Here is a 25603-nt window from a genome sequence, read left to right on the forward strand (position 1 = left end):
AGCAACGCAGCGCGCGAGCGGGAGAGTCTCCCGCTCGCGCGCTGCGTTAGGCATACCTCAAGCTACACCATCGCTACGGCGTCTGCACCCAGCTCGTCGTTGTGATCGTGGCCGCGTTCGGATCCATCGTGATCACCCAGACCAGCCGCCGGCTCGGCTCGATCACCGCATCGGCCCAGGTCGTGCCGCCGTCCCACTCGGTGCGACCGATCACCCAGACCAGCCGCCGGCTTGGCTCAATCGAGGTCACCGCCTGCCCGCTCAGCTCGCCGTCCAGCCAGGTCGCCTCGCCGTCCCAGATCATGCGGCTGATCACCCAGACCAGCTTGCGGCTCGCGTCTACTGTGGCGTCGGTGGACAGGGGCGTGCCGCCCACCCATGCCAGGTCCGAGTCGCCGAGGGGCGCGCCGCCGATCACCCAGACCAGCTTGCGGCTCGCCAGAATCTCCTCGTTCAGCCAGCCGTCCTGTCCGGACCAGGCGCCCAGGCCGAGGGAGCGGCCATCGGCAAAGCCGATGTAGTACAGCTGCGCCGTCCCGTCATCGCTCTGCGCCATATGCACCGGGCCCTGGTAGTGGAAGGTCAGATCGCGATCCGACAGGAAGCCGTGCTTAAGGTCAGCCTTGATATTCATGCCAGCATTGGCGGCATCCTTCGACTTGAACGTGCCCAGAACCGCGTCGGGGGCCCAGATCCGGCCCATGCCCTGCCGGAAGACTGGGTAGACCAGCTCGGCCGGTTCGCCCACGACCGCCGGGCGGGCCGAGGCCATCAGGCGGTACTTGACCTGATCCGGCGTGAGCTTGGGGTTGGCCTGCAAGGTCAGCGCGGCCACACCCGAGGCCACCGCGGCCGACATGCTCGTGCCGCTCATCCGGAACAGGCTCGTGGTGACGGCGCTGTCCGGGTGGATCTGCACGATCTGCTGGGATTGCGTCGGGTCCTGCGGGTCCTTGTACATAAAGGTGATGATGTTCACGCCAGGGGCGATGATATCGGGCTTGACGAAGCCATCGCCGGTGGGGCCAGCCGCCGACCAGTCGGGGATCGTGTCGTCGGCCCAGTAGCCCGGCGTGCGGTGCTCATCGACCGCGCCGACCGTGATCACGTAGGGGTCGTTCCCCGGCACGGTGACGCTGCCCGGGGCCGAGCCGTTGTTGCCGGCCGCCGCGATGACGACGATGTCGCGCGCCCAGGCCTGCTCGACGGCCCGGTTCAGCGGGTCGACGAAGTAGGGGACCGACACGGACGCGCTGATCGAGAGGTTCAGCACCTTCACGCCGTAGCGGTTGCTGTTCTTCACCACGTACTGGATGCCCTTGATCACCGTCGCATAGGTGCCCGTGCCATCGTCCCCGAGGACGCGCACGCTGAGGATGTCGGCCGCCGGCGCGACGCCGAGGGTGACGCCCGTGTTGCTGTCGGTGAAGTTGTTCCAGATGATGCTGGCGACGGCGGTGCCGTGGCCGTAGCCGTCGGCGGTGTTGGTGTGGCTCAGCCAGCAGTAGCCATTGCCCTGGGTGCCTACCAGCTCCGTCTTACCACGCTGCTTGGTGACGGTGGCGCAGGTGTCATCGACAAAGTCGGCCTGGCCGACGAACTGCTTCGCCACGACACTCCCGAGGGTGGCGCGCACCTGCTTGTCAAAGTAGATACCCGAGTCAACCAGGGCGACCGTCACGCCATCGCCACGGATCGGCTTGCCGGAGCGCAGCAGCGTGCTATGCAGCGTGTCCGCGCCGATATCGATCGGCACCGGGTTCACGACATTCCAGACCTTCGGGTCGGATGTGGCCTGCACGTCAGGGCGACCGTCCCACACGCTCGGCAGGGGCAGGTCTGTCACCCAGCCATCCCAGTCCGAGGATGTGACGCCATAGTTCAGCACCACCGAGACGATCCCCGGGGCGCTGGCCAGCGCGCGCACTGCCGAGGCCGGGACATCTGCGGCCACCGCGTCGATCAGCCACAGGTCATCGGTTACGGTTCCGCCGGCCGCCTCGACGGCCTGAGCGACATTGCTGCCGCTCACGATGACGCTGACCTGGCCGACAGTCTGCGCTGCGAGCGCGGGGTCGACATAGGCGGCGGCGGCGGCAGCATTCGGGGTTGCGGGCGAGCTGCAGGTGAGCAGCACCAGAGCCGCGAATAGTGAGAACGCAGTGGATAGATGGGTGCGGTTCATGAGAATGCTCCTCTCCAGCTAGCTCAGTAGTGTCGTCATGTGTCCACGACACCTCTGGAGCTAGTATAAAGAGGGGGTTTCGGTGATCTTTCGGTAGCGACGGCAGGGCTGGTGCAAAGCTCTGGGGCGCAGCCCCCAGACCCGGTTTTGTATTGGGTTTGGGCGGCGAAGCCGCCCCCGCACCCCCACTGGGAGGTGAGTTTGCAACAGGGATCAGAGTTGGGCAGCCTCGCCGATGGCGATGTAGGCTGCGACGGCGGCATCCTCCCGCTCGCAGCCCGGGTCCACGCCGGATCGCTCAATGTAGCGCCGGTAGGTGTCCTCAATGTCGATTCGCAGGCCGAGGTGATCATAGGCGCGGAGCAGCATGGCGACCACATCGTCGGCCGTCGGGTCGATCTCGAGCGCCCTGCGGCAGAAGAGGACGCACTGCCGATCGTTGCCCTGCTCCCATGCGTGGCTGGCCAGGCGCTCGGCGGCGATCACAAAGCTGTTGTCGATCATCATCCGCCGCTCGGCGCCCCAGTCGCTCGCGCGTGGGATGGCCTGCATGTACGGGCCATCGTAGAGGGCGATCACCTGGTGGTAGAGGGCGGCCGCCTCCACGATGCCGGACTGCTCCTCGCGCTGGGTTGCCAGATCATAGGTGCGCTCGAAGTGGTCGGCGTCGCACAGATAGGTTCCGGGGCTCAGGGCACAGTGATCGCGATCAACGATAAGGGCCTGCACGGCAAACTCGGGCGACCCGAGCTGCGTGAGCATCTGGCGGAGGGCGCCGATGGTGCGCGAGAAGCTGGCGGCGCTCACGCTGCCGCCCCAGACCGCCTCGGCCAGATCGGCCCGGCTGCTGCCCCGGCGCCCGCAGTGGACGAGGTAGGCGAAGATCCCCTGCACCTTACGGCCCCCGGCCCGCCCGCTCTCGGCCTGAGACCAGTCCTGCGGCTGCACCTCACGTCCGTGGACGAAGACCTGGAGCTCGCCGAGGCAGCGCACGTAGATTCCGCGAAACGGCTCAAGCGCAATATGCAGCCCGCTCGTCTCGGCGAGCGACAGCAGCGCGGCGCGGGCCTGCCGGCACACCTCGGGGTCGGGGTCGTCGAGCAGGCGGCGCAGGTAGGTGATTCCGCGCTCGCCGTAGGTCGCAAGGAGAATGACGCCGACCTGGCGGCGAACCGCCGGGTCGGCGTTGGTGAGCAGCGGGAGATAGAGGGCCGTCGGGTTGCCCATAGCGGCTAGAAGAGATCGCCGAGCCAGCTTGGCGATGACACCGAGGCCAGGGCCTCGAAGAGCAGCAGCATGCCGCCCACGGCGGCGGTGATCCGCAGCAGCGAGAGATCGCTCTCGGTGAACTCGCCGTCCATCTTGTTGATCAGCTGGAGCACGCCGCGAACCTGGCCGAGGGCGACGAGCGGGACACAGAGCATCGACTTTGTCTGGAAGCCGGTCTGCTTGTCAAACGTCGCCTCGAAGCGCGAGTCCTGGCGCACATCGGGGATCAGCAGGGACTCGCCCTCGCGCGCGACCCACCCGGCGATGCCGCGGTCGAGCGACAGCCGACGCTGGCTCAGCTCATTCTGGAAGGGCCCGAGGACCACCTCGAAGACGAGTCGATTATCTGAGGGGTCGAGGCGAAACAGAGTCCCCGCCTCCACAGAGATCAGGTCGCGGACGATCATCATCAGCTTGAGCAGCGCGTCCTGCGCGGTCGCCGCCTTGGTGACGCTGCGGATCAGGGTGGCGACGGTTTGCATCGCGAAGTCGTTATGCCGCAGCTGCTCGACCGAGCTGCGCAGCTTCGCGTTGGTCCGGGCCTGATCGACGTAGCATGTCGCCAGGGCCGCCGTGTAGGGCGACAGGTGCTCATCGGCTGCGCTCGGGGGGAGCAGGCCGACGGTGGCCGCCGCTGATACGCCAGTGCTCAGGTGCGCGTCGTCGCCGGAGGCGATCAGGAGCAGGTCGTAGCTCGGCTGGCCATTGTGTGTCGGCAGCGCAGAGACGACATCGGCGGCGACGCCGCGGCTCTCCAGGAAGGCGCACAGGGCTCGCTCGGAGCGGTGGCTGAGCACCAGGGCGCGCATGTCTGCCTGCGGTGGCTCATAGGTGTCCAGCATGGTCATCAGCGACTCACGCAGATCCTGCTGTTGGGAGAGCGCCTGCTCAAGATCGTTGCGCGAGACATAGCCGCAGCGCACCAGGATCTCGCCCAGCCGCTCATCGGGGTAGTCTTGCTGCTGGATCATCAGCGCGGCGTTAATCTGCTCCTGGGTGATGACACCCTCGGCGACGAGCAGCGCGCCGAGCAGGGGGACGAGTGGGCCCGTCGGTGATGGCATGGTTACGCCTCCGCACTGTAGAGACAGGGCGTAGCACATAGGGTACGCCTGATGTAGTATGTCATCATACCGCAGATCTGCCACCCCGTCATTACGGAGGCGGACGTATATATCACACGAAACGCCAATGAACTCTTACTATCATCCATAATATACCATGCCGCAGAAGTAACCCTGTGCGACGCCGCCCGCCGGGGGCACCGTAGGGCCGAAGCATTCGCACCGGATGAATCTGCGTGTCGCACATGCATGGGGTGCGAATGCTTCGGCCCTACCAGCGGCCGTAGGGCGGCGCGCGCCGCCCTACGGCCGCTGCCGCGCGAGAAACTCCTCCATCACCGTGATGTACTCGCGGAAGCGGGTGAGCGCGGTGATATGGCCCCGGCTGTGGAAGGTGTGAGTCTCGGCGTGGGGGTAGCGCGCGCGCAGGCCCGCACGCTCGGCCGACGAGAACAGCGGGTCGGCGGCGGTCTCCAGGAGCAGGGTCGGGCCATCCCAGCAGACGGGCGGGCGGATCAGGTGCCCCTGGCGATCCATGTCGATCATGACGCGCACCCGGTTCACAAACTCGGGCACGGTGAGGATGGCGACCACGCCCTTGAAGTAGCGCTGCCAGAATGAGTGGCTCGGCGTATCGCCCTTGAGCACGTAGGCCAGGACGGCGGCCAGGGTGGCGTGGAGGCCCAGGCGCGGCATCTGCGCGATCGCAGCGATCACGACCCGCAGCGCCAGCGCCCGATCTGGGCGGGGCACGCCGGTGTCGCCGATCAGCAGGCTGGCGACCCGGCCGGCGTGGCGGCAGACGAGGTACTGCGCCACCATACCGCTGTAGGACGCCCCGATCAGGTGGATCGGCCCGTCGACGGCCTCGGCCGCGAGCAGGCCGTCGAGCCCGTCGAGCAGCTGCGCGAGCGAGCCGATATCGGCCGGGTAGCTCGGGGCGATCACGCGGCGATGCCGCTCAAAGGCCACAATATAGGGGAAGGCCATCTCGGCGATCCCAGGGGCTCCGGGCAGCAGCAGCAGCGTATCTGGCCCGCTCCCTCCGACAATATAGCTCCACTCGATGCCCGCAAAGCGAGCGCGCACCGGCCGGTGCGTCGCCCGAAAGGTCGCCAGCTGTGTGTCGAGGTTGGATGACATGGTTGATGTCCACATTGACAAGAGATGTCTGCACGATGCAGCACCCCTGATAGTGTACCAGAGCTGAGCGGTCGTGATGCCACGCCCTACGCCGCAGGCGCGGGCATGGAGCGCACCTCCTCGCGGATCGACTCGGCGTCCCAGCCGGAGTCGCGCGTCAGGGCGGGCGCATCGCGGTCGGCCTGCATCTGCCGCTCCAGTGCCTCGATCCGCTCGCGGGCCATGCTGACATAGCCGGCCTTGTCATCGTCCCGGCCGGTCAGCTCGCGCAGTGCCGCCTCCTCGTGGTGGCGAAACGCCTGGGCCGCGCGCAGGGCGGTGGCGCCGTGCATGCCCAGCAGGCGCATCACGTCCGCGCCGCTGCGCACGGCGGTGTCGATGTCCTCGCGGTAGACGTGGCTCACCCCGGCGGCGTAGAGCGCGTGGGTGTCGGGCCAGTCGAAGCTGCGGGCGACGATCGTCAAGTGCGGGAAGTGCGTGCGCGCCGTGTGGACGAGCTCCAGCGTCTTCTCGGGGCTGTCGAGGGCCAGCACCAGCACGCGGGCCTCGCCGGCCCCCGCCGTCTCTAGCAGGTCGTAGCGCGAGGCGTCGCCATAGTAGACCTTCAGGCCCATGCGGCGCAGCAGGTCGACGCGGTCGGAGTCGATGTCGAGGACGGTGGAGCCGACCCCGTTGGCCCGCAGCAGGCGGCCGACGGTGGACCCGAAGCTGCCGAACCCGGCGATGATCACCGGCGACCGCTCGTTGATCGCGTCGGCCTCGCGCGCATCGCCCCGGAGCGTGCCGACGCGCGGCTGCACGAGGCGCTCGTTGATGATCAGCAGCAGTGGGGTGAGGGCCATCGAGATGGCCACGGCGGCCACGATCGGGCTGGTGATCGTCGTGTCGAGGACGCCCTGCTGGTTGGCGAAGGAGCAGAGCACAAAGGCGAACTCGCCCACCTGGGGCAGGGCGAAGGCGAAGAGCAGCCCCTGGTCGAGGCTGAGTTTAAAGGCCCGCGCGAGGCCGAAGAGCACGGCGAACTTCAGGGCGATGATCGCCAGCACCAGGCCGGCGATCAGCAGGGGCTGGGCCAGGATGAGCGCGAAGTCCACCGACGCCCCCACGGCAATGAAGAAGAGGCCGAGCAGCAGCCCCTTGAAGGGGTCGATGTCGCTCTCCAGCTCGTGGCGGTACTCGCTGTTGGCCAGCACCACGCCGGCCAGGAAGGTGCCCAGGGCTGGGCTGAGGCCGACGGCGGTCATCAGCAGGGCGATGCCGATCACCAGCAGCAGCGCGGCGGCGGTGAAGAGCTCGCGCAGGCGGGCGGCGGCGATCGCGCGCAGGGCCGGGCGCACCAGGAAGCGCCCGGCCAGCACCACCGCCGCCACCGCCCCCAGCACCGCCAGGGTCTGCGCCCAGCCGGGCAGCCCGCCCACCAGCGTCGTCGCCTCGGCGGCGTGGCCGGCATCCTCCGCGCCGCCGTGGGGCGCGGTGGCAAGCATCGGGAAGAGGGCCAGCATCGGGATGACCGCGATATCCTGGAAGAGCAGCACGGCGAAGGCGCTCTGGCCGCCCTCGGTCTTCAGGACGCCCTTCTCGGCGAGGGACTGGAGCACGATCGCGGTTGAAGATGGGGCCAGGATCATGCCGATGGCCAGGGCCACCTGCCAGCTCATGCCGATGGCCAGGGCCACGCCGGCCACGGCCAGCACGGTCAGCAGCACCTGAAGCCCGCCCAGGCCGAGGATGGGCGCGCGCAGCCGCCAGAGCAGGGCCGGCTCCAGCTCCAGGCCCACCACGAACAGCATCATCACCACGCCGAACTCGGCGAAGTGCATCACGTCCTGGCCCTCGGCGCCCACCAGGTGCAGGCCGAAGGGGCCGATCGCGATCCCGGCTAGCAGGTAGCCCAGCACCGAGCCGAGGCCGAGGCGCTTGGCGATCGGCACGGCCACCACGGCGGCCGCCAGGTAGATGAAGGCCTGGGCGAGGAAGCTCTCGCTGCTCATGTCGGCACCTCCTGGCTGATCGCCCGGTCGAATGACGGGTTGAGGCTCGGCTGGCCGCGGGCGGCATCGAGGTCGATCCGGCCCGCGTGGAGCAGGGCGAGCAGCTGGCGGTAGCGGCCCACCTCCAGCTCGATCTCGTCCTCGTCCATGCGGTGGGTGCCCTGGATGAGATAGGGCGGCAGGTACTCCATCCCGCAGAGGTAGGCCGTCTGCTCGATCGGAGCGAGCAGCTCGCGCACGGTGAAGCGGTTGTAGCCCTCGTGGCGGTAGGCCGCCGCCGCGCCGCCGGTGGTGATCAGGCTCAGCAGCCGCTTGCCGCGCAGGGCGGCGCCCTGCGAGCCGTAGGCCCAGCCGTGCTCCAGCACCAGGTCCTCCCACTGCTTGATGATCGCCGGCGTGCTGTACCAGTAGAATGGGTGCTGGAGGATGATCAGGTCGTGTGCCGCGAGCAGCCCCTGCTCGCGGGCCACGTCGATGTCAAAGTCCGGGTAGGCGTCGTACAGGTCGTTGACGGTGATCCCGGGCAGGTCCGGCACCGCGCGGATCAGCCGGCGGTGTACGCGCGACTTGTCCAGGGCCGGGTGGGCGAAGAGGATGAGTATTTTATTCATGGGAGTGGACATGTGAGCATTGAAAAAGAAGAGCGCCAGATTATATTGATGATACCTGAGAATACTCATATTCGCCCCTGCCCATGTGGGCGGGGCGACGAACGGCGAACGACATGCACAGCGAGGTGATCGTGATCGGGGCGGGGGCGGCGGGGCTGGCGGCGGCCAGAAGGCTCCACGACGGCGGGGCGGACGTGCGGGTGCTCGAGGCCCGCGAGCGCATCGGCGGCCGGATCTGGACGACCGAGGGGCTGGCGCCCTTCCCGATCGAGCTCGGCGCCGAGCTGATCCACGGCGAGGCCACCGTCACCCGGCGGCTGCTGGCCGAGGCCGGGCTCCACGATATCCCGGTGGATCGCTACGGGCGCATGCGCTGGGCGGACGGCGGGCCCGCCCGTCCGCTGGGCGAGCTGCCCGCCGGGCCGCGCGACACCATCGTCGCGATCAAGGCGGCCTACGCCGATCTGGCCGCCACGCCCTGGGGCGAGGGCGTCCCCGACATATCTCTGGCCGACTACCTGCGCGGGCGGGGCTTCGATGGGCAGGCCCTAGAGATCGCCGACGTCATCCTGGCGCAGACATGCTGCGCGCCGCTGGGCGGCCTGAGCTGCGCCGACCTGGCCCGCGAGATGCGCGCCGACCGCGCCGGCCCGCTGGAGTTCCGCGTGGCCGAGGGCTACGGCGCGCTGCTGGGGTGGCTCGCCCGCGGCCTGGCGATCACCCTGGGCGCCCCGGCGCAGCTGGTCCGCCGGGGGCCGCGCGGGGTTGAGGTGGAGACGGGCGCGGGGCTGTTCACGGCGGAGCGCTGCGTGGTGACGCTGCCGGCGAGCCTGCTCAGGGCCGGGGCGCTGCGCTTCGCCCCGCCCCTGGGCGAGGCCAAGCTGCGGGCGATCGGCGCGCTGCGCAGCGCGGCGGCCACCAAGCTGATCTACCGCTTCGACGAGCCGCTCTGGGACGAGGGGCTCACCTACATGGCGCACCTGGGGGCGGCGAGCCGCTGGTGGACGCCGGGCCACGGGCGGGAGGGCGCGGCGGTGATCGCCTGCTACGTCACCGCCGGCCGGGCCGAGGCGATCGACGGGCTGGGCGAGGAGGCGGCCCTGCGCCTGGGACTGGAGGAGCTGCGCGGCCTGCTCGGCGCGGCCGACCCGCTGCCGCGCTGCCTGATGGCCCGGCGCGTCTCGTGGGCGGCCGACGCCTACGCCCAGGGCGGCTACGCCCACGTGCCGCCGGGGGCGGCCCAGGCGCGGGTGGGCCTGGCAGCGCCCGAGGGCGACCGGCTCTTCTTCGCCGGCGAGGCCACGGCCTACGACAGCAACCCGCAGACCGTCCACGGCGCGATCGAGAGCGGGCTGCGGGCTGCGGGGGAGATCCTGGGTTCGTAAGGGCGTAGCAGCGCAGCGCTGCTACGCCCCCGCCGTCCCTACGCCGCCGGGATGAACTCGTCGGCGCTGGAGATGCTGCGCACGAAGGCGGCGATCAGGCGGGCGGCGGCCGCCACATCGGCCATATCCACCATCTCGTTGGGCGAGTGCATGTAGCGGTTGGGGATGGACACGACCCCGGTGGCCACGCCGCCGCGGGCCTTGTGGATGGCGTCGGCGTCGGTGCCGGTGTAGCGCGGGGAGATCTGCAGGCTGTAGGCGATCCCCTCACGCTCGGCGACCTCGACCAGGCGCGCGTAGACCAGCGGGCTGTTGGCCGAGCCGCGCGAGAGCACCGGGCCGCCGCCCAGCTTCACATCGCCGTACTGCTGCTTGCTGGACTCGGGGTGGTCGGTGGCGAAGGTCACATCCACGGCGATCGCCACCTGCGGGTCGAAGCTGAAGGCGGCGGAGGCGGCCCCGGCGAAGGTGATCTCCTCCTGGGCGGTGGCCACGGCGGCCACGCTGGCGGCGGGGCGATCCTGGCTGAGCAGGCGCAGGGCCTCCAGCACCGTGAACGCGCCGATACGGTTGTCGAGCGCGCGGCTGACGATGCGGCCGTGGGGCAGCTCGTAGAGCGGCGCGTCGATCACGCCGACGCAGCCGACCCGCACACGCTCTAGCGCCTCGTCGCGGCTATCGACGCCGATGTCGATCCACATGCGCTCGATCGTGCTGGCCTGGCCGCGCTCATCGGGCTTGAGCAGGTGGATGGGCTTCTTGCCGATCACGCCGATCACCTCGCCGGCGTGGCCGAGCAGGCGCACCCGCTGGGCCACCAGCACCTGGGCGTCCCAGCCGCCGATCGTGGAGAAGGAGAGGTAGCCGCCCTCATCGATATAGCTGACCATCAGGCCGATCTCGTCGATATGGCCAGCCAGCAGCACCCGCGGCCCGGCCCCCTCGATCAGCGCGTAGCTGTTGCCGCCCACATCGGTAGAGACTCTATCGGCGAAGCCCTTCGCCTCGTCGCGCCAGACCTTCGCCGCCGCCGCCTCATCGCCCGAGGGGCCGGGGGTGCCCAGCAGCCGCTTCAGGAATGTCATGCGTAACTCATCCATAGGTGTGTATGCTCCTGGGTCAGTTCAGAGATGGCGCATTATAGCACCCTCCCTGTCGGCCTTCACGATCCATGGTATGCTTGATCCTAAGACAAGATTTCAGATTGCAGATTGCAGATTGCAGATTTGGTGCAGAAGAATGCCATGCGCTGTGTGTCTCGCCCAACATCCAAGATACCTGCCCTCATCTGCGATCTACTATCGACAATCTGCAACTGGGAGAGCGCGCAATGCAGCGTATCGCCATTATCTATAACCCCTTCTCAGAGGCGTCGATCATCCACTCGGCCCAGCTCACCGAGTGGCTGACCGCGCGCGGGATCGATGTATGGCGCGGCATCTCGCAGGAGTGTCGCGAGAGCCCGGATCTGCTCGACGACGCCGACCTGATGGTGGCGATGGGCGGCGATGGCACGGTGCTGCGGGCGGCCCGCCTGGCCTTCCCCACCAGCCTGCCAGTGCTGCCGGTGGCGCTCGGGCACCTCAGCTTTATGGCCGAGATCGGGCCGCAAGAGCTGTACGAGGGCATGGAGACTCTGCTGAAGGGCGGGGGATGGCACGACGAGCGCGCCCTGATCGATGCGTCGCTCTGGCGCGAGGGCGAGCACATCCTGGACTTTGTGGCACTGAATGAGGTGGTCATCTCGCGCCGCGACGTGAGCCGGGTGATCAATGTCGAGGTGTTGATCGACGGCTCGCCGCTGACGACCTACATGGCCGACGGGGTGATCGTCGCCACGGCCACCGGATCCACGGCCTACGCCATGGCCGCCGGGGGGCCGATCATCGACCCGCGCTCGCGGGCGCTGGCGCTGGTGCCGATCGCCGCGCACCTGACCAATGTGCCCTCGATGGTGCTCCACGAGGCCGCGGTGGTGACGATGGCCCTGCGCAGCCGCGACAACTCCAGCATCGCCATCGACGGGCGCAATAACCTGCCGCTGCGCGAGGGCGACGAGGTGATGGCGCGCCGCAGCGCCCAGGTCTGCACCTTCCTGCGGCTACGCCCCAGCGGCCAGTTCTACACCCAGCTCGCCGCCAAGCTCAGAAGATAAATGTGTATTGGCAATACCGCAGAAGTCACGCGGTGACCTGACCGCGCCCGGCCCGTAAACGGGCGGGCTTAGGGTTTGCGAAGGCCGCCTGCGCGGCCTCAGACAGGCCGCGCAGGCGGCCTTCGCAGAACCGTAGCCGGGGGCTTCAGCCCCCCGGCGGGCGATGCCCCACCGCGTGACTTCTGCGGTATTGCCAAAAGCGTCTTGCATGGATGCGCTCGCATGACAACGTATCCTACGATGCTATACTACATCTGGAAACGTTGGAGCGTTGCCGTAGTATGTTCACCCTACCATCCACACCTCTATGCATCCATCCAGCATCGGGCGCTACCAGATCATCGCCGAGATCGGCCGCGGCGGAATGGCTACTGTCTACCTCGCCCAGGATCCACAGGTAGGCCGCCAGGTGGCGGTGAAGCTTCTGCCCCGCGAGTTCCTCCACGACCCTGAGTTCCGCGCCCGCTTCTTACGTGAGGCTCGTGCGGTCGTTGCGCTCGATCATCCGGCGATCGTGCCGATCTACGACTTGGGCGAGCAAGACGGTCAGCCCTTCCTGGTGATGCGCTATATGAGCGGCGGATCCCTCGCCGGCCGCCTGCGCAATGGACCGCTGGCCCTTCCCGATGCGGCCCGGGTTATCCAGAGCCTGGCCCTGGCCCTCGACGAAGCTCACACCAGCGGGATCATTCACCGTGACATCAAACCGGCCAACATTCTCTTCGACCAGCGCGACGCGCCGTACCTCTCTGACTTCGGCATCGCCCGGCTGAGCGAGGCCACCGCGCAGCTCACTGGCAGCGGCAACATCGGCACGCCTGACTATATGGCCCCTGAGATCTCGCGCCCCGGTGGGCTCACGGCTCTGGTCGATGTCTACGCGTTAGGTGTGACCCTCTTCCAGATGCTGTCCGGCCGCCTGCCTTATCAGGCCGATACGCCCCTGGGCGTGCTGGTGGCCCACATCACCGAGCCTATCCCCGATATCGGCCGGTTCCGGCCCGAGCTTCCCGCGGACTGGGTCGCCGTGGTCAACCGCGCGCTGGCGAAAGACCCCGCTGCACGCCATCAGTCGGCCGGGGCGCTGGCCGCTGATCTACGCCAGCTGCTCGACGCGCCGGCCCCGGTCACCCGGCGCATCAGTGCGCCCTCAGCCATCGAGCAGCCGCAGGGTCGCCAGCCGACGGTCGTCGCCGAGCCGCGGACGCCCCCGATTCCGTCAGCCGCTGCCCCGGCCGAGACGGTCTATCGGACGGCGCGACCGAACCCGCGCCGCCAGCGCGTGCCGCCCCCGGTTATCGGCGCGGCGATCGTTCTGGTACTGGCGCTCATCTGGATACGCTGGGCCGCTGTGCCGGGCGGGGCGAGCACGACGACAACGGCCGGAGGTACGCCTGCCGCTGTCAGCCGGCCGGCGGCAAGCAACTGGCCAACCCCGGCGCCCGCGCCGGCCGCACGCCCGCCGCTTCCCACGGTTATCGGCGAGGTGCAGCCGTTACCGTATCGCGTCCTCGACGCGGCCTACAGCCCGGCCATCGATCGCCTGCTGCTGATCCAGGAGAGTACAGCCAGCCTCTTTATCGTCAACCCGATCGACGGGAGCACCCAGGAGGTGGATCTGCCCAAGCCGGCCACCGCCCTCGCCATCAGCCGCGACGGAGCTAGGGCCGCCATTGGTCACGACGCTCGGGTCACGATCGTCGACCTGCGCAGCGGGCAGGTTGAAAAAAGCCTGGAGCTCAGCGCCCAGGCTTCCAGCCTCGTCCTGGCCGACAATAACCGGGTCTATGTCTCGCCGGCGCGCGATCAATGGTCGGCCATCCACGCTATCGATCTGTCCAGTGGCCGCGAGGTACTTGGGCAATCGAACCAGATCTATGCCCAGACCCAGCTGGCGCTCGGCCCGGATAGCGCTAGCCTCTACACCGCCGACCGCGGCCTCTCGCCGTCCGACATCGCGCACTTCGACATCTCAGGCGATGCGCCAGTTGCGCTCTATGACTCGCCCTACCACGGCGACTACGAGATGTGCGGCGATCTGTGGGTCGCGCCCGAGGGCCATAAGATCGTCACCGCCTGCGCCAACGTTTTTCGGGCTGCGCCTGAGCGCGAGCGCGATATGACCTATACCGGGAGCCTCAGCCCGCTCAAGGGCGTTGCCGATGCCGCCTTTGTGACCGAGACCGGTACAATTGCTGCCCTGCCACGCTTTGCCTACGCCGACGAGGGGCGCGTCGCCGACCAGAACGAGGTCTACTTCTTCGAGTACGAGACGCTCAACCCTGAGGGGGTCGTGACGTTGCCCGACTTTAAAAGCGGCGTCACGACCTACCGCTCCTATGGCCGTCACATCTTCGCCAGCGGCGATGGTAAGAGCTTCTACGTGATCGTGCAGACCGGCCGCCCGGCCACTGAGCCCAAACCGACCATTGGCTATGTCCCCGCGATCGATGACCCCCAACTACCGCAGGTCTTTGGTTTGGTGCGACTGAGCACGGCGGGCGACGTGGTGCGATAGTTCACCAGCGCCGCCCGCCTGCCCACGCAACTAACCCAGCACCGCGTTGACCTCCTCAAGCTCTCCCGCGGGTAGCCCAGCGCGAAGGCCCGCCGCATCAGGTAGCTGGCCAGCCCCACGGCCCGCCCGCTCGCGCCGTCGATGATCGCGTGGAACAGCGGGTCGTCGCCGCCGGCCACGCGCCCCGCCCAGGCCAGATAGTCGTCCAGGCTGCCAAACGGGCCGTAGGCCAGGTAGGTCCACATGCGCCCCTCGGCGTCGGCCAGGTTGGCCGCGTGCAGGTCGGCGGCGTGGCGATCGAGATCCAGCGGCTCGACCCGGCAGAAGCGCCCGGCCATGGGCTCGCACGGCGGCCTCGACGGCGGAGACCATCCCGCCAGCGGGCGGCCGATCAGCTGGCCGAGCGGATTATGCGTGGGAGCCGAGCTTATGTCCTTTCTTCAGTCTGTGCAGTCGCCCCCAGAGTGTACAATACTCCGCAGGCTGCGGCGCGCCGCCGCGCAATAGAGGGTGTGACGCATGGTTCTGCAACGGTGCCATGGCGGGCGGCTGAATCCGCGTCGCCGGGGCGCTGCGCGCCGAGCGTCGTCCTGCGCCGACGCCGGAACCGCCCGCGAAGGCGGGCGGGCGGACGCAGGCCCCCCCGGCGCGGCTTCGGCCGCCCGCCCACATAAGACTATACGTCGCACCCACAGTAGAGAGGCCACCCATGTCCACCCCCGACCTCGTCGAGTCGCTCGCCCACGAGGCGGGCGGACAGATCGCCTTCGCCTTCCACGACCTGCAGACCGGCATCTGGGCACGCCACCGCGCCGACGAGCGCGTGCCCACGGCCAGCGTGATCAAGCTGCCAATGCTTGTCCACATCGCCCTGGCCGTCGACGAGGGGGCGCTCAGATGGGACGAGCCGATCACCCTGGCTGAAGCCGTCAAGGTTGCCGGCTCCGGCATCCTCAAGGAGCTGGGCGCCGGGCTCAGCCTCAGCCTGCGTGACCTCTGCCTGCTGATGACCGCCCTCTCCGACAACACCGCTACCAACATGCTGATCGACCGGGTCGGCATCGAGGCGATCAACGCCCGCGCCCAGGCCCTCGGCATGGCTCAGACCCGCCTGCTGCGCCGCGCTTTCAGCCCCGACACCCCGGCGAGCATCCCTTTCGGCCTCGGCGTCACCACCGCCGACGAGATGGCCGGCCTGCTGGTCAAGATCGCCCGGCGCCAGCTCGGCGACGGCGCGGCCGCCGACACAGTGCGGGACATCCTGGCCACCCAGCAAGACCGCGCCGGCATCCCGCGCATGCTGCCCGAGGGCTGGGCCTACGCCGGCAAGACCGGTGCGGTTGAGGCGCTGCGCGCCGACGCCGGGGTCATCACCGCGCCCGACGGCCGGCGCTTTGTGCTGGCCGCCTTCTGCGCCAGCATGCCCATAGTCGACTGGACGCCCGACAACCCCGGCCTGCTCGCCATCGCCCGCCTGGCCCAGGCGCTGCTCATCCCCGACGAGGTGTAAGGGCGCAGCAGCGCGGCGCTGCGCGCCCCGACGGGTGCCACCAGTAAGGGCGCAGCAGCGCGGCGCTGCTGCGCCCCGACGGGTGCCACCAGTAAGGGCGCAGCAGCGCGGCGCTGCTGCGCCCCGACGGGTGCCACCAATCCCTCCTCATGATCACAGAGTCAGACCACTAGAACAAAAGATCGGCCCCACGAACCATGCAAAACCTGTGACGGTAGGCTATAATACTGATAGCCGTCAGGAGTCAGGAGTCAGCCGCCCCGGCGCAGCGCAGCGCCACCGGGCCTCTGGCTTCTGGCTTCTGACGTATCATTGCTGAATAAAGAGCGCCCCTATGACCTTTCGTGTTGAGGCACCCTATACGCCGACCGGCGACCAGCCCGAGGCGATCCGAAAGCTGGTGGAGGGCCTGGGCGAGGGCCACCGCCACCAGACCCTGCTGGGGGCCACGGCTACCGGTAAGACGGCCGTCATGGCCTGGATCTTCGAGCAGGTCAAGCGCCCGACCCTGGTGCTCGCCCATAACAAGACGCTGGTCTCCCAGCTCTGGGCCGAGTTCCGCGACTTCCTGCCCGACGCCGCCGTCGAGATGTTCATCTCCTACTACGATGAGTACACCCCTGAGGCCTACGTGCCCAGCAAGGACCTGTACATCGAGAAGGAGGCCAGCATCAATGAGGAGATCGACCGGCTGCGCCACGCCGCCACCCAGGCTCTCTTCACCCGCCGCGACGTGCTGATCGTCGCCTCGGTCTCGGCGATCTTCGGCCTCGGCTCGCCCCAGGACTACGGCCAGGTGGTCATCCCCATCCGCGCCGGCGAGGTGCGCAACCGCGACAAGCTGCTGCGCCAGCTGATCGACCTGCAGTTCGAGCGCAACGACATCGACTTCCACCGCGGCACCTTCCGCGTCCGCGGCGATACCCTCGACATCATGCCGGCCAACAGCGAGACAGCCGTGCGCGTCGAGTTCTGGGGCGACGATGTCGAGCGGATCGTCGAGCTCGACCCGCTCACCGGCGAGATCCTGCTCACCCGCACCGCCGTGGACATCTACCCGGCCAAGCACTTCGTCACCACCAAGGATAAGCTCGCCGGCGCCGTGCGCAGCATCCAGGACGAGCTCGGCGAGCGCCTGCGCGAGCTTGAGGCGAACGGCAAGGTCCTGGAGGCCGCCCGCCTCAAGCAGCGCACCATGTACGATCTGGAGATGCTCGGCGAGGTCGGCTACTGCTCCGGCATCGAGAACTACTCGCGCCACATGGACGGCCGCAGCCCCGGACAGACGCCCTGGACCCTGATCGACTACTTCCCCGACGACTTCCTGCTCTTCGTCGACGAGAGCCACATCAGCCTGCCCCAGGTGCGCGGCATGTATAAGGGCGACCGCTCGCGCAAGGAGACGCTGGTCGACTTCGGCTTCCGCCTGCCCTCGGCCCTCGACAACCGGCCCATGCACTTCGAGGAGTTCGAGGAGCATATCTACCATGCGATCTATGTCTCGGCCACCCCCGGCCCCTACGAGCGCGAGCACAGCCAGCAGGTCGTCGAGCAGATCATCCGGCCCACCGGCCTAGTCGACCCGATGATCGAGGTGCGCCCCTCCAAGGGCCAGGTGGACGATCTGGTGTCCGAGGTGCGCAAGCGGGTCGAGAAGGGCCAGCGCGCCCTCGTCACCACCCTCACCAAGCGCATGGCCGAGGATCTGGCCGACTACCTCAAGGAGACCGGAGTGCGCACGATGTACCTGCACTCCGACATCGACACCATGGAGCGGGTCGAGATCCTGCGCGACCTGCGCCTGGGCGTGTATGACGTGGTGGTCGGCATCAACCTACTGCGCGAGGGCCTCGACCTGCCCGAGGTCAGCCTTGTCGCCATCCTCGACGCCGACAAAGAGGGCTTCCTGCGCTCGGAGACCTCGCTCATCCAGATCATCGGCCGGGCCGCCCGCCACCTGGAGGGCCGGGTGATCATGTACGCCGACAGCGTCACCAACTCGATGGACGCCGCGATCAAGGAGACCCGCCGCCGCCGCGACATCCAGATCGCCCACAACGCGCGCCACAACATCGTCCCGGTGGGCATCTCCAAAGGCGTGCGCGACCTCTCCGACCGCCTGCGCAAGATGGCCGAGGAGCGCGGCGAGTACCAGGTCAATGGCAAAGGCGCGCAGGCCAAGCCGATCATCGCCGAGATCCCGCGCGACGAGCTGAACAAGCTGATCAAAGACCTGGAGAAGCAGATGAAGCAGGCCGCCAAAAACCTCGAGTTCGAGAAGGCCGCCGCCCTGCGCGACCAGGTGATGGAGCTGAGGAAGACGCTGGCCCTCGATGCATAATTGCAGATTGCAGATTGCAGATTGAGCTCTGCAATCTGCAATCTGCAATCTGCAATCTACAATAATCTGTATGGCAGTCCAAGTCTGGATCGGCGAGAAGCCAGAACACCCCAACGAGCGACGTGCGATCATGGCCCTGGCGAACGGTCTCGACCGGCTGGACGGCCTGCATCTGATCCTGGCCAACTTTAGCGTCGGCGGGCGGACAGTCGACATGGTGATCATCAAGCACGACGCGATCTTCATCGTCGAGCTGAAGCACTGCGACGGGCGGGTGATCGGCAGCGTCAACGGCCCCTGGTTCGTGGAGGGCCGCAACGGCGAGCGCAAGCGGCTCAACCCCGGCCGCAAGAACCCCTACAACCAGGTCATCTCCTACTTCCACGCCCTGACCAACTTCCTCAACGAGCACCGCCGCGAGTTCCTCTCGCAGCAGAAGGCCAACGACATCGACTTCCGCACCTGCAAGCGCGCGGTGGTGATCTCGCCCACGATGCAGGAGGGCTCGGAGATCGAGCTGGACTGGAAGGTCGAGCTGAAGGGACTCGACGAGCTGCCGGCCTACCTGATCACCGAGCGATCATCGGAGATCGAGCTCACCGACGATGAGATGCTGGCCATCCCGCAGATGCTCCACTGCACCCCCTGGGACGAGATCAACACCGTGATCCGCGGGGTGATCAGCGAGCCGGATGCGCCGCCCCCTGCGCCCGCCCCGCCCATCGAGGTAGCTCCACAAGACGAGTCGCCGCCCGGCCTCTGGCAGCGGATCGTGGGCATCCTGCGCACCACCACCGGCCGGGTCGCCGCCGGCCTCGCCCTGATGGTCGCCGTGCTCTTCATCGCCCTGATCATGCGCCCGGCCCAGGTGATCATCCCCGACGCCGACCAGCCCCTCGTGCCGATCGCCGAGGTGACCGGCGTCCCCACCGGGGGGGCGCCCCTCGCCGACGACGCCCCCGACGGCGGATGTCGCTGGTCGAGCTACCAGCTGGTCGGCAAGCGCTGGGACGGGGCGAGCGGCGGCTGGGTCAGCGTCGCGGTCGGCGAGGGCAGCGCCGGCCTGCTGCCCGAGGTGGTGGTGGCGCTGGAGCAGGTGGCCACGTGCAGCGACCAGATCACCCTCACGTGGAGCGTCCAGAACAACAGCGCCAAGGAGATCAGCTTCCCCCTGCGCAGCGACAACATCCAGATCAGCGACAGCCTGGGCAACGACTACCAGATCACCGACGATGCCTCGCAGCCCAACAATATGCGGGTGGCCCCCGGGGCCAAGGAGCGCGGAGTGTCTGTGTCCGACCGGCCGGTGAGCCGCAGCGCCTCCTCGCTCCTCGTCCGCCTCAAGAACCAGCCCTTCGGCGAGGCCAGCTTCGTCGTGTCGCTGCAAAAATAATGCATAGCAAAGGGTGAAATGGCTAGCGAAGCTAGCCATTTCACCCTTTGCTATGCGGTAATACCCTGGGCGAAAGCCCTAAAGCGCCGCGCGACGCCTGAGCTCATCCGGCACCGGCACCGTCCTCCCCGCCGCGTAGTCATACATCACCAGCACGCTGCGGGCGCTGGCGATCAGCGCCTCGTCGGCGGCGCGGGCGATGGCGTACTCCATCGAGAAGCTCTTGGTGCCGAACGAGGCGATCCGCACCCCGACGCCCAGCCGGTCGTTGAAGAAGGCCGGCGTCTTGTAGCTGATCGTCAGCTCGGCCAGGATGATGTTCAGCTGCTCCAGCGGCAGGCCGGTGAGCTGGCTGTAGAAGTCGATCCGCGCCGACTCCAGGTAGGTCGCGTAGACGGCGTTGTTCACGTGACCCAGCGAGTCCAGGTCGCGGAAGCGCACGTCGAGCCAGTGGATAAACGGGAAGCCCGCAAGCGGGGCTGGCATATCGCGAGACATAGATGCTCCTTCAGCGTAAGGGCGCAGCAGCGCGGCGCTGCTGCGCCCTTACTTCAGCGGGAAGCCCAGCCGCCCCAGGCTGGCCCGCAGCGTGTCGCGCCCGGAGAGCGTCTCGGGGCCGGCGACCCGGCGGGCCGAGTGCTCGACCCAGTCGCCGCGCACGCGCATCTGCTGCTCGGCGTAGAACGCGTCCATGGCCCGGCCGTACTCCTCCAGGGCGGCCGGCTCGGCCGCCGTATCGTAGCGCTCGCGGTGCAGCACCGCCGCCTGGGGCAGCCGCGGCTTGATCGCGGCCGCGCTGTCCTCGACGGGGTAGCCCACGCACATCCCGAAGACGGCGAAGGCCCCGGGCGGCAGGCCCAGCTCGGCGGCCACATCCTCGGGGCGGTTGCGCATCCCGCCGATGTAGACCACGCCCATGCCCAGCGACTCGGCGGCCACGGCGGCGTTCTGGGCGGCCAGGGCCGCGTCCACCGCCGCCAGCAGAAACATCTCGGTGTAGTCCAGGGCCGCGTGCGGCATCCCCCGCGCCTCGGCCGCGCGGGCCAGGCGCGAGAGGTCGGCCAGCCAGACCAGGAAGAGCGGGGCCTGGCGGATGTGGGCCTGGTCGCCGGCGAGCTGGGCCAGGCGCCCCCTGCGCGCGGGGGTCTCGACGGCCACCACGCTCCAGGCCTGCAGATTCGAGGAGGTCGAGGCGGACTGGGCGGCGGCAACCAGCAGCTCCAGAGCGCCCTCTGGCAGGGGCGTCCCCTGGTAGCTGCGGATCGAGCGGTGCTGGAGGATCGCGCTGATCGCCGCGCTCCAGCTCTCGCCGGCGGGCAGGCGGTCGGCACCGTAGCGGGCGCGCAGCAGCTCGGCTGCGGTGGTGGCAGGTTCAGTAGTTGTCATACCCTGAATCGTACCACAACCTGCGCCGCCTCCCGGCGGAATTTTTGTTAGCGCGAATAAGTCCTGGGTTAACCTGGGAGCGTCGGTGGCCCCGCTCGCGACTGAAGTCGCAGCGCGGGGGCCTCCGGCCAACGAACACGAAGTCCACTGTCACGGTGGCCGGCGCGGGGTTGGGGTTGCTCACGCACAGGTAGTAGCTGGCGTCGCGGGTGCGCCCGTCCACGAAGGCCCAGCTGTAGCCGGGGGCCAGCGCCCCGGCGCCCACCGATCCGGCCGCGCCGCCGTTGAAGGTCATGGCCCGCTCCACGGCCACCGGCCGGTCGGCAGTCACCTCAGTAGAGACGCCGAGGTCGGGAACAACATCGTTGACGTTAATCACGAGCTGGGAGCGCGGCGGGATGGCGTAGCGCCGCACGTCGCTGGCGCCGTCCGGCCCCATAAAGACGGCCTCGGTGTTGGCCGGCTGGTCGTTGGGGTTAAGCACCAGCAGGCGCATCTGGAAGCCATTCTCGGTGGTGCCCTCGGCAAAAAGCCAGCGCCGCGAGAGCGTGTCGATGCCGCGCCCGGTGTGCAGGCCGGGCGCCGCGCCCTCGGGGCTGCGTCCGAAGCGCATGGTGCGCTCGACGGCGATCGGCTGGGCGGCGATCACCCGCGCGCCGAAGCTGGCGTCCGGCAGGACATCGTGTACCGCCACCACTAGCCGGTCGCGCGCGCTAATCTGCACCTTCTGCTCGAACTGCGTGCCGTCGCTGCGCATGTAGGTGATCGTCGCCGAGACGGCGGCGGCCTGGGGGTTGAAGAGGATCAGGTAGGTGCTGTTGGTGCCCTCGGTGGACCCCTCGGCGAAGTACCAGATCCGCGAGAGCCGGCTGATGCCGGGGCCGCCGTCCACATCGGTGGTCAGGTTCATGCTGCGCTCGGCCAGGAGCGGCGCGCTCGACTCGACGATGGCTGGCAGCGAGGTGGTGCCCGAGATCACATCGTTGAGCACGAGGTCGCTGCGTGCGCCGGCGGGCACGCCGACGATCCGGGTCAGCGGCGGCTCGCCGGGGGGGATGAGCGTGACCTTCGCGTCGGCCTGGGCGCCGGAGAGGTTGAGAAAGCTCAGCCGCTCGCTGTAGTCGGCCACATTCCCCTCGGCGAAGTACCAGCGCGCCCGCACCGTCGACTGGTCGGCCAGGCTGCGGATCTGCGGCAGCAGGGCGAGCGTGGCCTGGGCCGGGTCGGCTGCGGCTGGGTCAGCCTCGCTGTGGGCGGCGATGTTGGGGCGCTGGGCGCGCGCGTCGCCCACGAGTACGATGTGCTGCCCGGCAGGCGCGATGTCGTAGGCCTGGCCGAGCCAGGCCAGCAGGCCGATCAGGGCGCCCTGGGCCTCGGCGCTCGGCGCGGCACCCTGGGGGGCGACCAGCGCGATATGGATGGTCACATCGCCGCCCGAGAGCCGGCCCACGTCCGAGGTCGGCCCGCCAAGGCGGCCCTCGTAGAGGTTGCCGCCGGCGTCGATCACATAGTGGTAGGCCAGATCGTCCCAGCCCAGCACATCGGTCTGGTAGGCCAGCAGGGCGCGCATCAGGTCGAGGCTGCTTTCGGACGGGTCAGCGGCGATCTGGTGGATGATGATGCCGCGCGGGTCGCGCCGGGCGGGCTGGGCGGCCGCGACGGTGCCGCTCCAGTCGCTGCGACCGATCAGCACCGGCCGCTGGGTCAGCGTCTCCCGGCCGGAGAGGATCGGGCGGCGCGGCAGGCCGGCGGCCAGGGTCGGCGTGGGCTGGGCGGTGCGCAGATAGCTCACCGTCACCGCGCTGAGCGTGGCCGAGGCGCGGGCGACCTGGCTGGTCAGGCTGGCCCGCAGCTGGAGGTAGGCGCTGTCGGCGGGGAAGGCGAGGACATCGGCGGTGGCCAGGGCGCCGTCGTCGGCCTGGGAGCGGGCGTCGCCGCTCTCAAGGGGCTGCCAGGCGCCCCAGCCATCGTCGGGGTTGCCCCCGGCGGGCGGCGGCGGGGTGGCGCGGGCGCGCAGCTCAAGCCGCACGCCGGTGCCCTCGATCAGGTCGGCGTGCCAGACGGCGCCGGCCGCGTTGAAGGCGAAGGCCGTGGCGAAGGGCGCCGAGAGGAACGCCCCGGCGACCTGGTCCTCGGCGAGGCGCAGCTCGCCCCCGGCGTTGTTGGTGATCAGCAGGCCGCTCGACGCGCCGGCCTCCCAGTCGGCGACATCGCTCAGCTGCCAGGAGTCCGCCTTCACCTGCGGGGCCTGCTGCGCGCGGGCGGGCGCGGCGAAGGGGAGCAGGGCGGCGACGAGCACGAGGGCGAGGAGGTGGGGGAGGGCGGCGCTTCGGCTCATGGGCTTCCTTACCTCTATCAGAAGAGTCGCCCCCCTCTCCCGCCGCAGCGGGAGAGGGGGCAGTGGGGGGAGGGCCGGGGCTACCTCTCGGGCTTGACCGCGCCGCCGAAGGCCCCGCGGTAGGCGTTGGCCGAGTCGTAGAGCATCCAGCCGTCGATCTGCGAGAACTGCTCGGTGGCGTCGATCTGGGCGCGCACCTGGGACGGGCCGTACTGCACCACCTTGTAGGCCCAGGGGTCGGTGTGGTCCTGGAGCCAGGGGCGCAGGCGGGCGTACTGATCCTGGATCTGCGCGACCCCGGCGGTGTTCGCGGCGTTCAGCACGGCGGCCGGCTCGTCCACCGGCGAGTCCAGGCCGAAGGCGCCGGGCCACCAGAGCGAGGGGTAGACCATCGGGGCGATGTAGTCGGTGTAGGCGCCCATGCGCCCAATGTCCTGGGCGATCGTCATCGAGGGGCCGAGCACCACCCGCCCGAACACATCGATCGACATATACGCCCCTGCGCCGTTGACCGCGCGGTGGGCCTGCTGCATAAACTCGGTCAGCGTGTTGAACATCAGGTCCGGGTTATCGACCGGGTCGATCGGCACGGAGAACTGTAGCGTATCGCGGAAGCTGGCCTTGTCGCCGTACCAGTCGGGGAAGCGGATATAGTCATAGTTGATCTCGTCGAAGCCCATCATGGCCGCCTCGACGCCCAGCTGGATGTTGTAGTCCCACACGTTGCGGTTGGTCGGGTCGAGGTAGGCGTAGCGGATGCCGGGGCCGGGGTAGTCGGCGAAGACCTCGCCGGTCTCCTTGAGGTGGATCGCCCAGTCGGGCCGGGCGTCGGCCAGGACGTTATCATGCGAGAAGAGCTGTACGCGGGCGATGGTATAGATGCCCTTGGCCCTGAGGCTCTGCACGAGGCCGCGCATGTCGATGTAGTCCCGAGAGAGGCCGAGCTCCTTGGCCAGGGGCACCTGCGAGTCATAGTAGACCATGCCCAGGTCGTCGCGCAGGTCGCTCTTGATGTCGATGATGATCGTGTTCAGCTCGGTGGTGTCGATCAGGTCGATATACTCCTGGAGCGCCTTGGATGAGCTGGCGACGGCGGCGGTGACGTAGAGCGCCTTGACGGTGAAGCGGTCGAGGGCGATCTCGCTGGGCAGGTTGCCGGGCTTGATCTCGATCACCTGCTTGGCGTAGCCGGGCGAGAGCACCTGGAGGTAGCCCTGCTCGGGCAGGCCCTTGAGGGTGAAGCTGCCGTCGCTGCTGCCCTTGACCTGCGTATATGCCACATCGGTGCCGGGCAGGGTGGCGGTGGCGATCAGGGTCGCGTTGGCGATCGGCGCGCCGGTGCCCTTGTCGATCAGGCGGCCGCGCAGGGTGTCGGGGCGCAGCACCGAGTCCAGGCTGGTCGTCTGGCCGATCTCCTCAGAGAGCGGCGCGTAGCCGTCGGCGACAATCTCCACCGTCTGCTCGCCCTCGGCGATGCCGACGACCTTATAGCGCCCCTCGGCGTCGGTGGTGGCCTTGGCCGCGCCAACCGTGACGATGGCCCCGGCGACCGGCCCGCCGCTGAAGCGGTCGGTCACCTGTCCGGCGAGCACATCCGGGCGCAGGGCCGGGCTGTAGCTGGTGGTGCGGCTGAGCTGCTCGGCGACGGGCGCGTGGTCGGGGGCGCTCACCGCAAGGCTGAACTGCTCGGGGACGCCCTCGAAGCTGTAGCTGCCGTCGGCGGCGCTCTGGGCGCGCAGGGTGGTGCTGATATCAACCGTGATCGCCAGGTCGGCCCCGGCCAGCGGCCTGCCGCTGAAGGTGTCGCTGACCACGCCGCGCAGCGTGTTCGGGCGCAGGGCGGTGTCGAGCGTGATCGTCAGCGTGCCGCTCGCGGCGATCTGCGGCTGCGCCTCCAGAGGCAGTGCCACCGGCTCATAGTCGGGCGCCGTCACCGCCAGGGTGTCCGTCTTGCGCCAGCTCGGCGCCTTGAAGACCCCGTTGGCGTCGGTGGTCACCGTCGTCTCGCCGACCTGCACGCTGGCCGCACTTATCGGCGCGCCCGTGTAGGCGTCCTTGATGGTGCCGGTGAGCACAGGGTCGGGTGCGGCGCAGGCGGACAGGGCGGCAGCGAGCAGGAGTATGATCAAGGCGGCGAGCGGCCGCCGGGGGGGGCGCAGGGGCAGAACGGCAGGGTTCAGTCGGAGCATAGTCCCTTTCCTTGGGAGTCCGTAGGGTGATTGCAGATTGCAGATTGCAGATTGCAGATTGCCTGCTGCGCATTCTGGAATCTTCTCTGGGCGCTAGTGGTAGATAATACTGGCCATGATAAAAT

At 68.7% G+C, this 25603-nt stretch carries 18 protein-coding genes; 6 read left to right on the forward strand and 12 right to left on the reverse strand.

The genetic code is table 11. The features are described 5' to 3' along the window. Positions 1-73: 73 nt before the first annotated feature. The 6 genes from K2Z83_RS10620 to K2Z83_RS10645 all read right to left on the reverse strand — a co-directional run bounded on the left by K2Z83_RS10620 (position 74) and on the right by K2Z83_RS10645 (position 8263). Positions 74-2185, reverse strand: coding sequence for a S8 family peptidase (locus K2Z83_RS10620; RefSeq protein ID WP_220595158.1), 2112 nt, complete (start codon positions 2183-2185; stop codon positions 74-76). Between the two features lie 213 nt (positions 2186-2398). After that, on the reverse strand, positions 2399-3412 hold the full coding sequence (locus tag K2Z83_RS10625) for a BTAD domain-containing protein (RefSeq protein WP_220595159.1): 1014 nt from the start codon (positions 3410-3412) through the stop codon (positions 2399-2401). 5 nt (positions 3413-3417) lie between these two features. Further along, on the reverse strand, positions 3418-4518 hold the full coding sequence (locus K2Z83_RS10630) for a GAF domain-containing protein (RefSeq protein WP_220595160.1): 1101 nt from the start codon (positions 4516-4518) through the stop codon (positions 3418-3420). A gap of 303 nt (positions 4519-4821) precedes the next feature. Next, positions 4822-5661, reverse strand: coding sequence for an alpha/beta fold hydrolase (locus tag K2Z83_RS10635; protein ID WP_220595161.1), 840 nt, complete (start codon positions 5659-5661; stop codon positions 4822-4824). A gap of 86 nt (positions 5662-5747) precedes the next feature. Next, the gene (locus K2Z83_RS10640) at positions 5748-7652 is read right to left on the reverse strand and encodes a monovalent cation:proton antiporter-2 (CPA2) family protein (RefSeq protein ID WP_220595162.1); all 1905 of its coding nucleotides are present in this window, start codon (positions 7650-7652) and stop codon (positions 5748-5750) included. Continuing rightward, a complete protein-coding gene (locus K2Z83_RS10645) occupies positions 7649-8263 on the reverse strand; it encodes an NAD(P)H-dependent oxidoreductase (protein WP_220595163.1) in 615 nt (204 codons plus the stop codon). The genes K2Z83_RS10640 and K2Z83_RS10645 overlap by 4 nt, the downstream gene beginning before the upstream one ends. Positions 8264-8376: 113 nt before the next feature. Between K2Z83_RS10645 and K2Z83_RS10650 the strand changes: the two genes are divergently transcribed. After that, positions 8377-9648 carry an NAD(P)/FAD-dependent oxidoreductase gene (locus K2Z83_RS10650; RefSeq protein WP_220595164.1) on the forward strand — a complete coding sequence of 424 codons (1272 nt, stop codon included), beginning with the start codon at positions 8377-8379 and terminating at the stop codon, positions 9646-9648. Positions 9649-9686: 38 nt separating this feature from the next. On the opposite strand, the gene K2Z83_RS10655 is transcribed toward K2Z83_RS10650, so the two are convergent. Beyond that, positions 9687-10733, reverse strand: coding sequence for a M42 family metallopeptidase (locus tag K2Z83_RS10655; RefSeq protein ID WP_255603751.1), 1047 nt, complete (start codon positions 10731-10733; stop codon positions 9687-9689). Between the two features lie 245 nt (positions 10734-10978). Here K2Z83_RS10655 and K2Z83_RS10660 point away from each other — a divergent pair, with 245 nt between their 5' ends. Then, complete coding sequence (locus K2Z83_RS10660) at positions 10979-11803, forward strand: NAD(+)/NADH kinase (RefSeq protein ID WP_220595166.1); 825 nt, start codon at positions 10979-10981, stop codon at positions 11801-11803. Between the two features lie 307 nt (positions 11804-12110). Beyond that, positions 12111-14321, forward strand: coding sequence for a serine/threonine-protein kinase (locus K2Z83_RS10665; RefSeq protein WP_220595167.1), 2211 nt, complete (start codon positions 12111-12113; stop codon positions 14319-14321). Here the strand turns inward: K2Z83_RS10665 and K2Z83_RS10670 are convergent. Then, on the reverse strand, positions 14237-14659 hold the full coding sequence (locus tag K2Z83_RS10670; RefSeq protein ID WP_220595168.1) for a hypothetical protein: 423 nt from the start codon (positions 14657-14659) through the stop codon (positions 14237-14239). The genes K2Z83_RS10665 and K2Z83_RS10670 overlap by 85 nt on opposite strands. Before the next feature lie 371 nt (positions 14660-15030). Between K2Z83_RS10670 and K2Z83_RS10675 the strand changes: the two genes are divergently transcribed. From K2Z83_RS10675 to K2Z83_RS10685, 3 genes are all read left to right on the forward strand, one after another. Further along, entirely contained in the window at positions 15031-15831 is an 801-nt protein-coding gene (locus K2Z83_RS10675) for a serine hydrolase (RefSeq protein ID WP_220595169.1), read from the forward strand. Positions 15832-16165: 334 nt separating this feature from the next. Beyond that, complete coding sequence (uvrB, locus tag K2Z83_RS10680; protein WP_220595170.1) at positions 16166-18172, forward strand: excinuclease ABC subunit UvrB; 2007 nt, start codon at positions 16166-16168, stop codon at positions 18170-18172. A 70-nt stretch (positions 18173-18242) separates the two neighbouring features. After that, entirely contained in the window at positions 18243-19565 is a 1323-nt protein-coding gene (locus K2Z83_RS10685) for a nuclease-related domain-containing protein (RefSeq protein WP_220595171.1), read from the forward strand. Between the two features lie 78 nt (positions 19566-19643). On the opposite strand, the gene K2Z83_RS10690 is transcribed toward K2Z83_RS10685, so the two are convergent. The 4 genes from K2Z83_RS10690 to K2Z83_RS10705 form a co-directional block, all read right to left on the reverse strand. Beyond that, the gene (locus K2Z83_RS10690; RefSeq protein ID WP_220595172.1) at positions 19644-20063 is read right to left on the reverse strand and encodes a thioesterase family protein; all 420 of its coding nucleotides are present in this window, start codon (positions 20061-20063) and stop codon (positions 19644-19646) included. 48 nt (positions 20064-20111) lie between these two features. Continuing rightward, a complete protein-coding gene (locus K2Z83_RS10695; RefSeq protein WP_220595173.1) occupies positions 20112-20951 on the reverse strand; it encodes an NADPH-dependent oxidoreductase in 840 nt (279 codons plus the stop codon). Continuing rightward, complete coding sequence (locus K2Z83_RS10700; RefSeq protein ID WP_220595174.1) at positions 20938-23289, reverse strand: peptidoglycan recognition family protein; 2352 nt, start codon at positions 23287-23289, stop codon at positions 20938-20940. Before K2Z83_RS10700 ends, K2Z83_RS10695 begins: the two co-directional genes overlap by 14 nt. 80 nt (positions 23290-23369) lie before the next feature. Then, complete coding sequence (locus K2Z83_RS10705; RefSeq protein WP_220595175.1) at positions 23370-25478, reverse strand: putative glycoside hydrolase; 2109 nt, start codon at positions 25476-25478, stop codon at positions 23370-23372. Between the last annotated feature and the right edge of the window lie 125 nt (positions 25479-25603).

The organism is Oscillochloris sp. ZM17-4, assembly GCF_019599295.1.
Classification (GTDB): Bacteria; Chloroflexota; Chloroflexia; order Chloroflexales; family Chloroflexaceae; genus Oscillochloris.

Coding starts and splice junctions, on each gene's coding strand:
- K2Z83_RS10635 (WP_220595161.1), bottom strand. CDS start 5,661: ATGTCATCCAACCTCGACACACAGCTGGCGACCTTTCGGGCGACGCAC.
- K2Z83_RS10655 (WP_255603751.1), bottom strand. CDS start 10,733: ATGACATTCCTGAAGCGGCTGCTGGGCACCCCCGGCCCCTCGGGCGAT.
- K2Z83_RS10625 (WP_220595159.1), bottom strand. CDS start 3,412: ATGGGCAACCCGACGGCCCTCTATCTCCCGCTGCTCACCAACGCCGAC.
- K2Z83_RS10645 (WP_220595163.1), bottom strand. CDS start 8,263: ATGAATAAAATACTCATCCTCTTCGCCCACCCGGCCCTGGACAAGTCG.
- K2Z83_RS10670 (WP_220595168.1), bottom strand. CDS start 14,659: ATGGCCGGGCGCTTCTGCCGGGTCGAGCCGCTGGATCTCGATCGCCAC.
- K2Z83_RS10705 (WP_220595175.1), bottom strand. CDS start 25,478: ATGCTCCGACTGAACCCTGCCGTTCTGCCCCTGCGCCCCCCCCGGCGG.
- K2Z83_RS10620 (WP_220595158.1), bottom strand. CDS start 2,185: ATGAACCGCACCCATCTATCCACTGCGTTCTCACTATTCGCGGCTCTG.
- K2Z83_RS10665 (WP_220595167.1), top strand. CDS start 12,111: ATGCATCCATCCAGCATCGGGCGCTACCAGATCATCGCCGAGATCGGC.
- K2Z83_RS10700 (WP_220595174.1), bottom strand. CDS start 23,289: ATGAGCCGAAGCGCCGCCCTCCCCCACCTCCTCGCCCTCGTGCTCGTC.
- K2Z83_RS10690 (WP_220595172.1), bottom strand. CDS start 20,063: ATGTCTCGCGATATGCCAGCCCCGCTTGCGGGCTTCCCGTTTATCCAC.
- K2Z83_RS10685 (WP_220595171.1), top strand. CDS start 18,243: ATGGCAGTCCAAGTCTGGATCGGCGAGAAGCCAGAACACCCCAACGAG.
- K2Z83_RS10660 (WP_220595166.1), top strand. CDS start 10,979: ATGCAGCGTATCGCCATTATCTATAACCCCTTCTCAGAGGCGTCGATC.
- uvrB (WP_220595170.1), top strand. CDS start 16,166: ATGACCTTTCGTGTTGAGGCACCCTATACGCCGACCGGCGACCAGCCC.
- K2Z83_RS10640 (WP_220595162.1), bottom strand. CDS start 7,652: ATGAGCAGCGAGAGCTTCCTCGCCCAGGCCTTCATCTACCTGGCGGCC.
- K2Z83_RS10630 (WP_220595160.1), bottom strand. CDS start 4,518: ATGCCATCACCGACGGGCCCACTCGTCCCCCTGCTCGGCGCGCTGCTC.
- K2Z83_RS10695 (WP_220595173.1), bottom strand. CDS start 20,951: ATGACAACTACTGAACCTGCCACCACCGCAGCCGAGCTGCTGCGCGCC.
- K2Z83_RS10650 (WP_220595164.1), top strand. CDS start 8,377: ATGCACAGCGAGGTGATCGTGATCGGGGCGGGGGCGGCGGGGCTGGCG.
- K2Z83_RS10675 (WP_220595169.1), top strand. CDS start 15,031: ATGTCCACCCCCGACCTCGTCGAGTCGCTCGCCCACGAGGCGGGCGGA.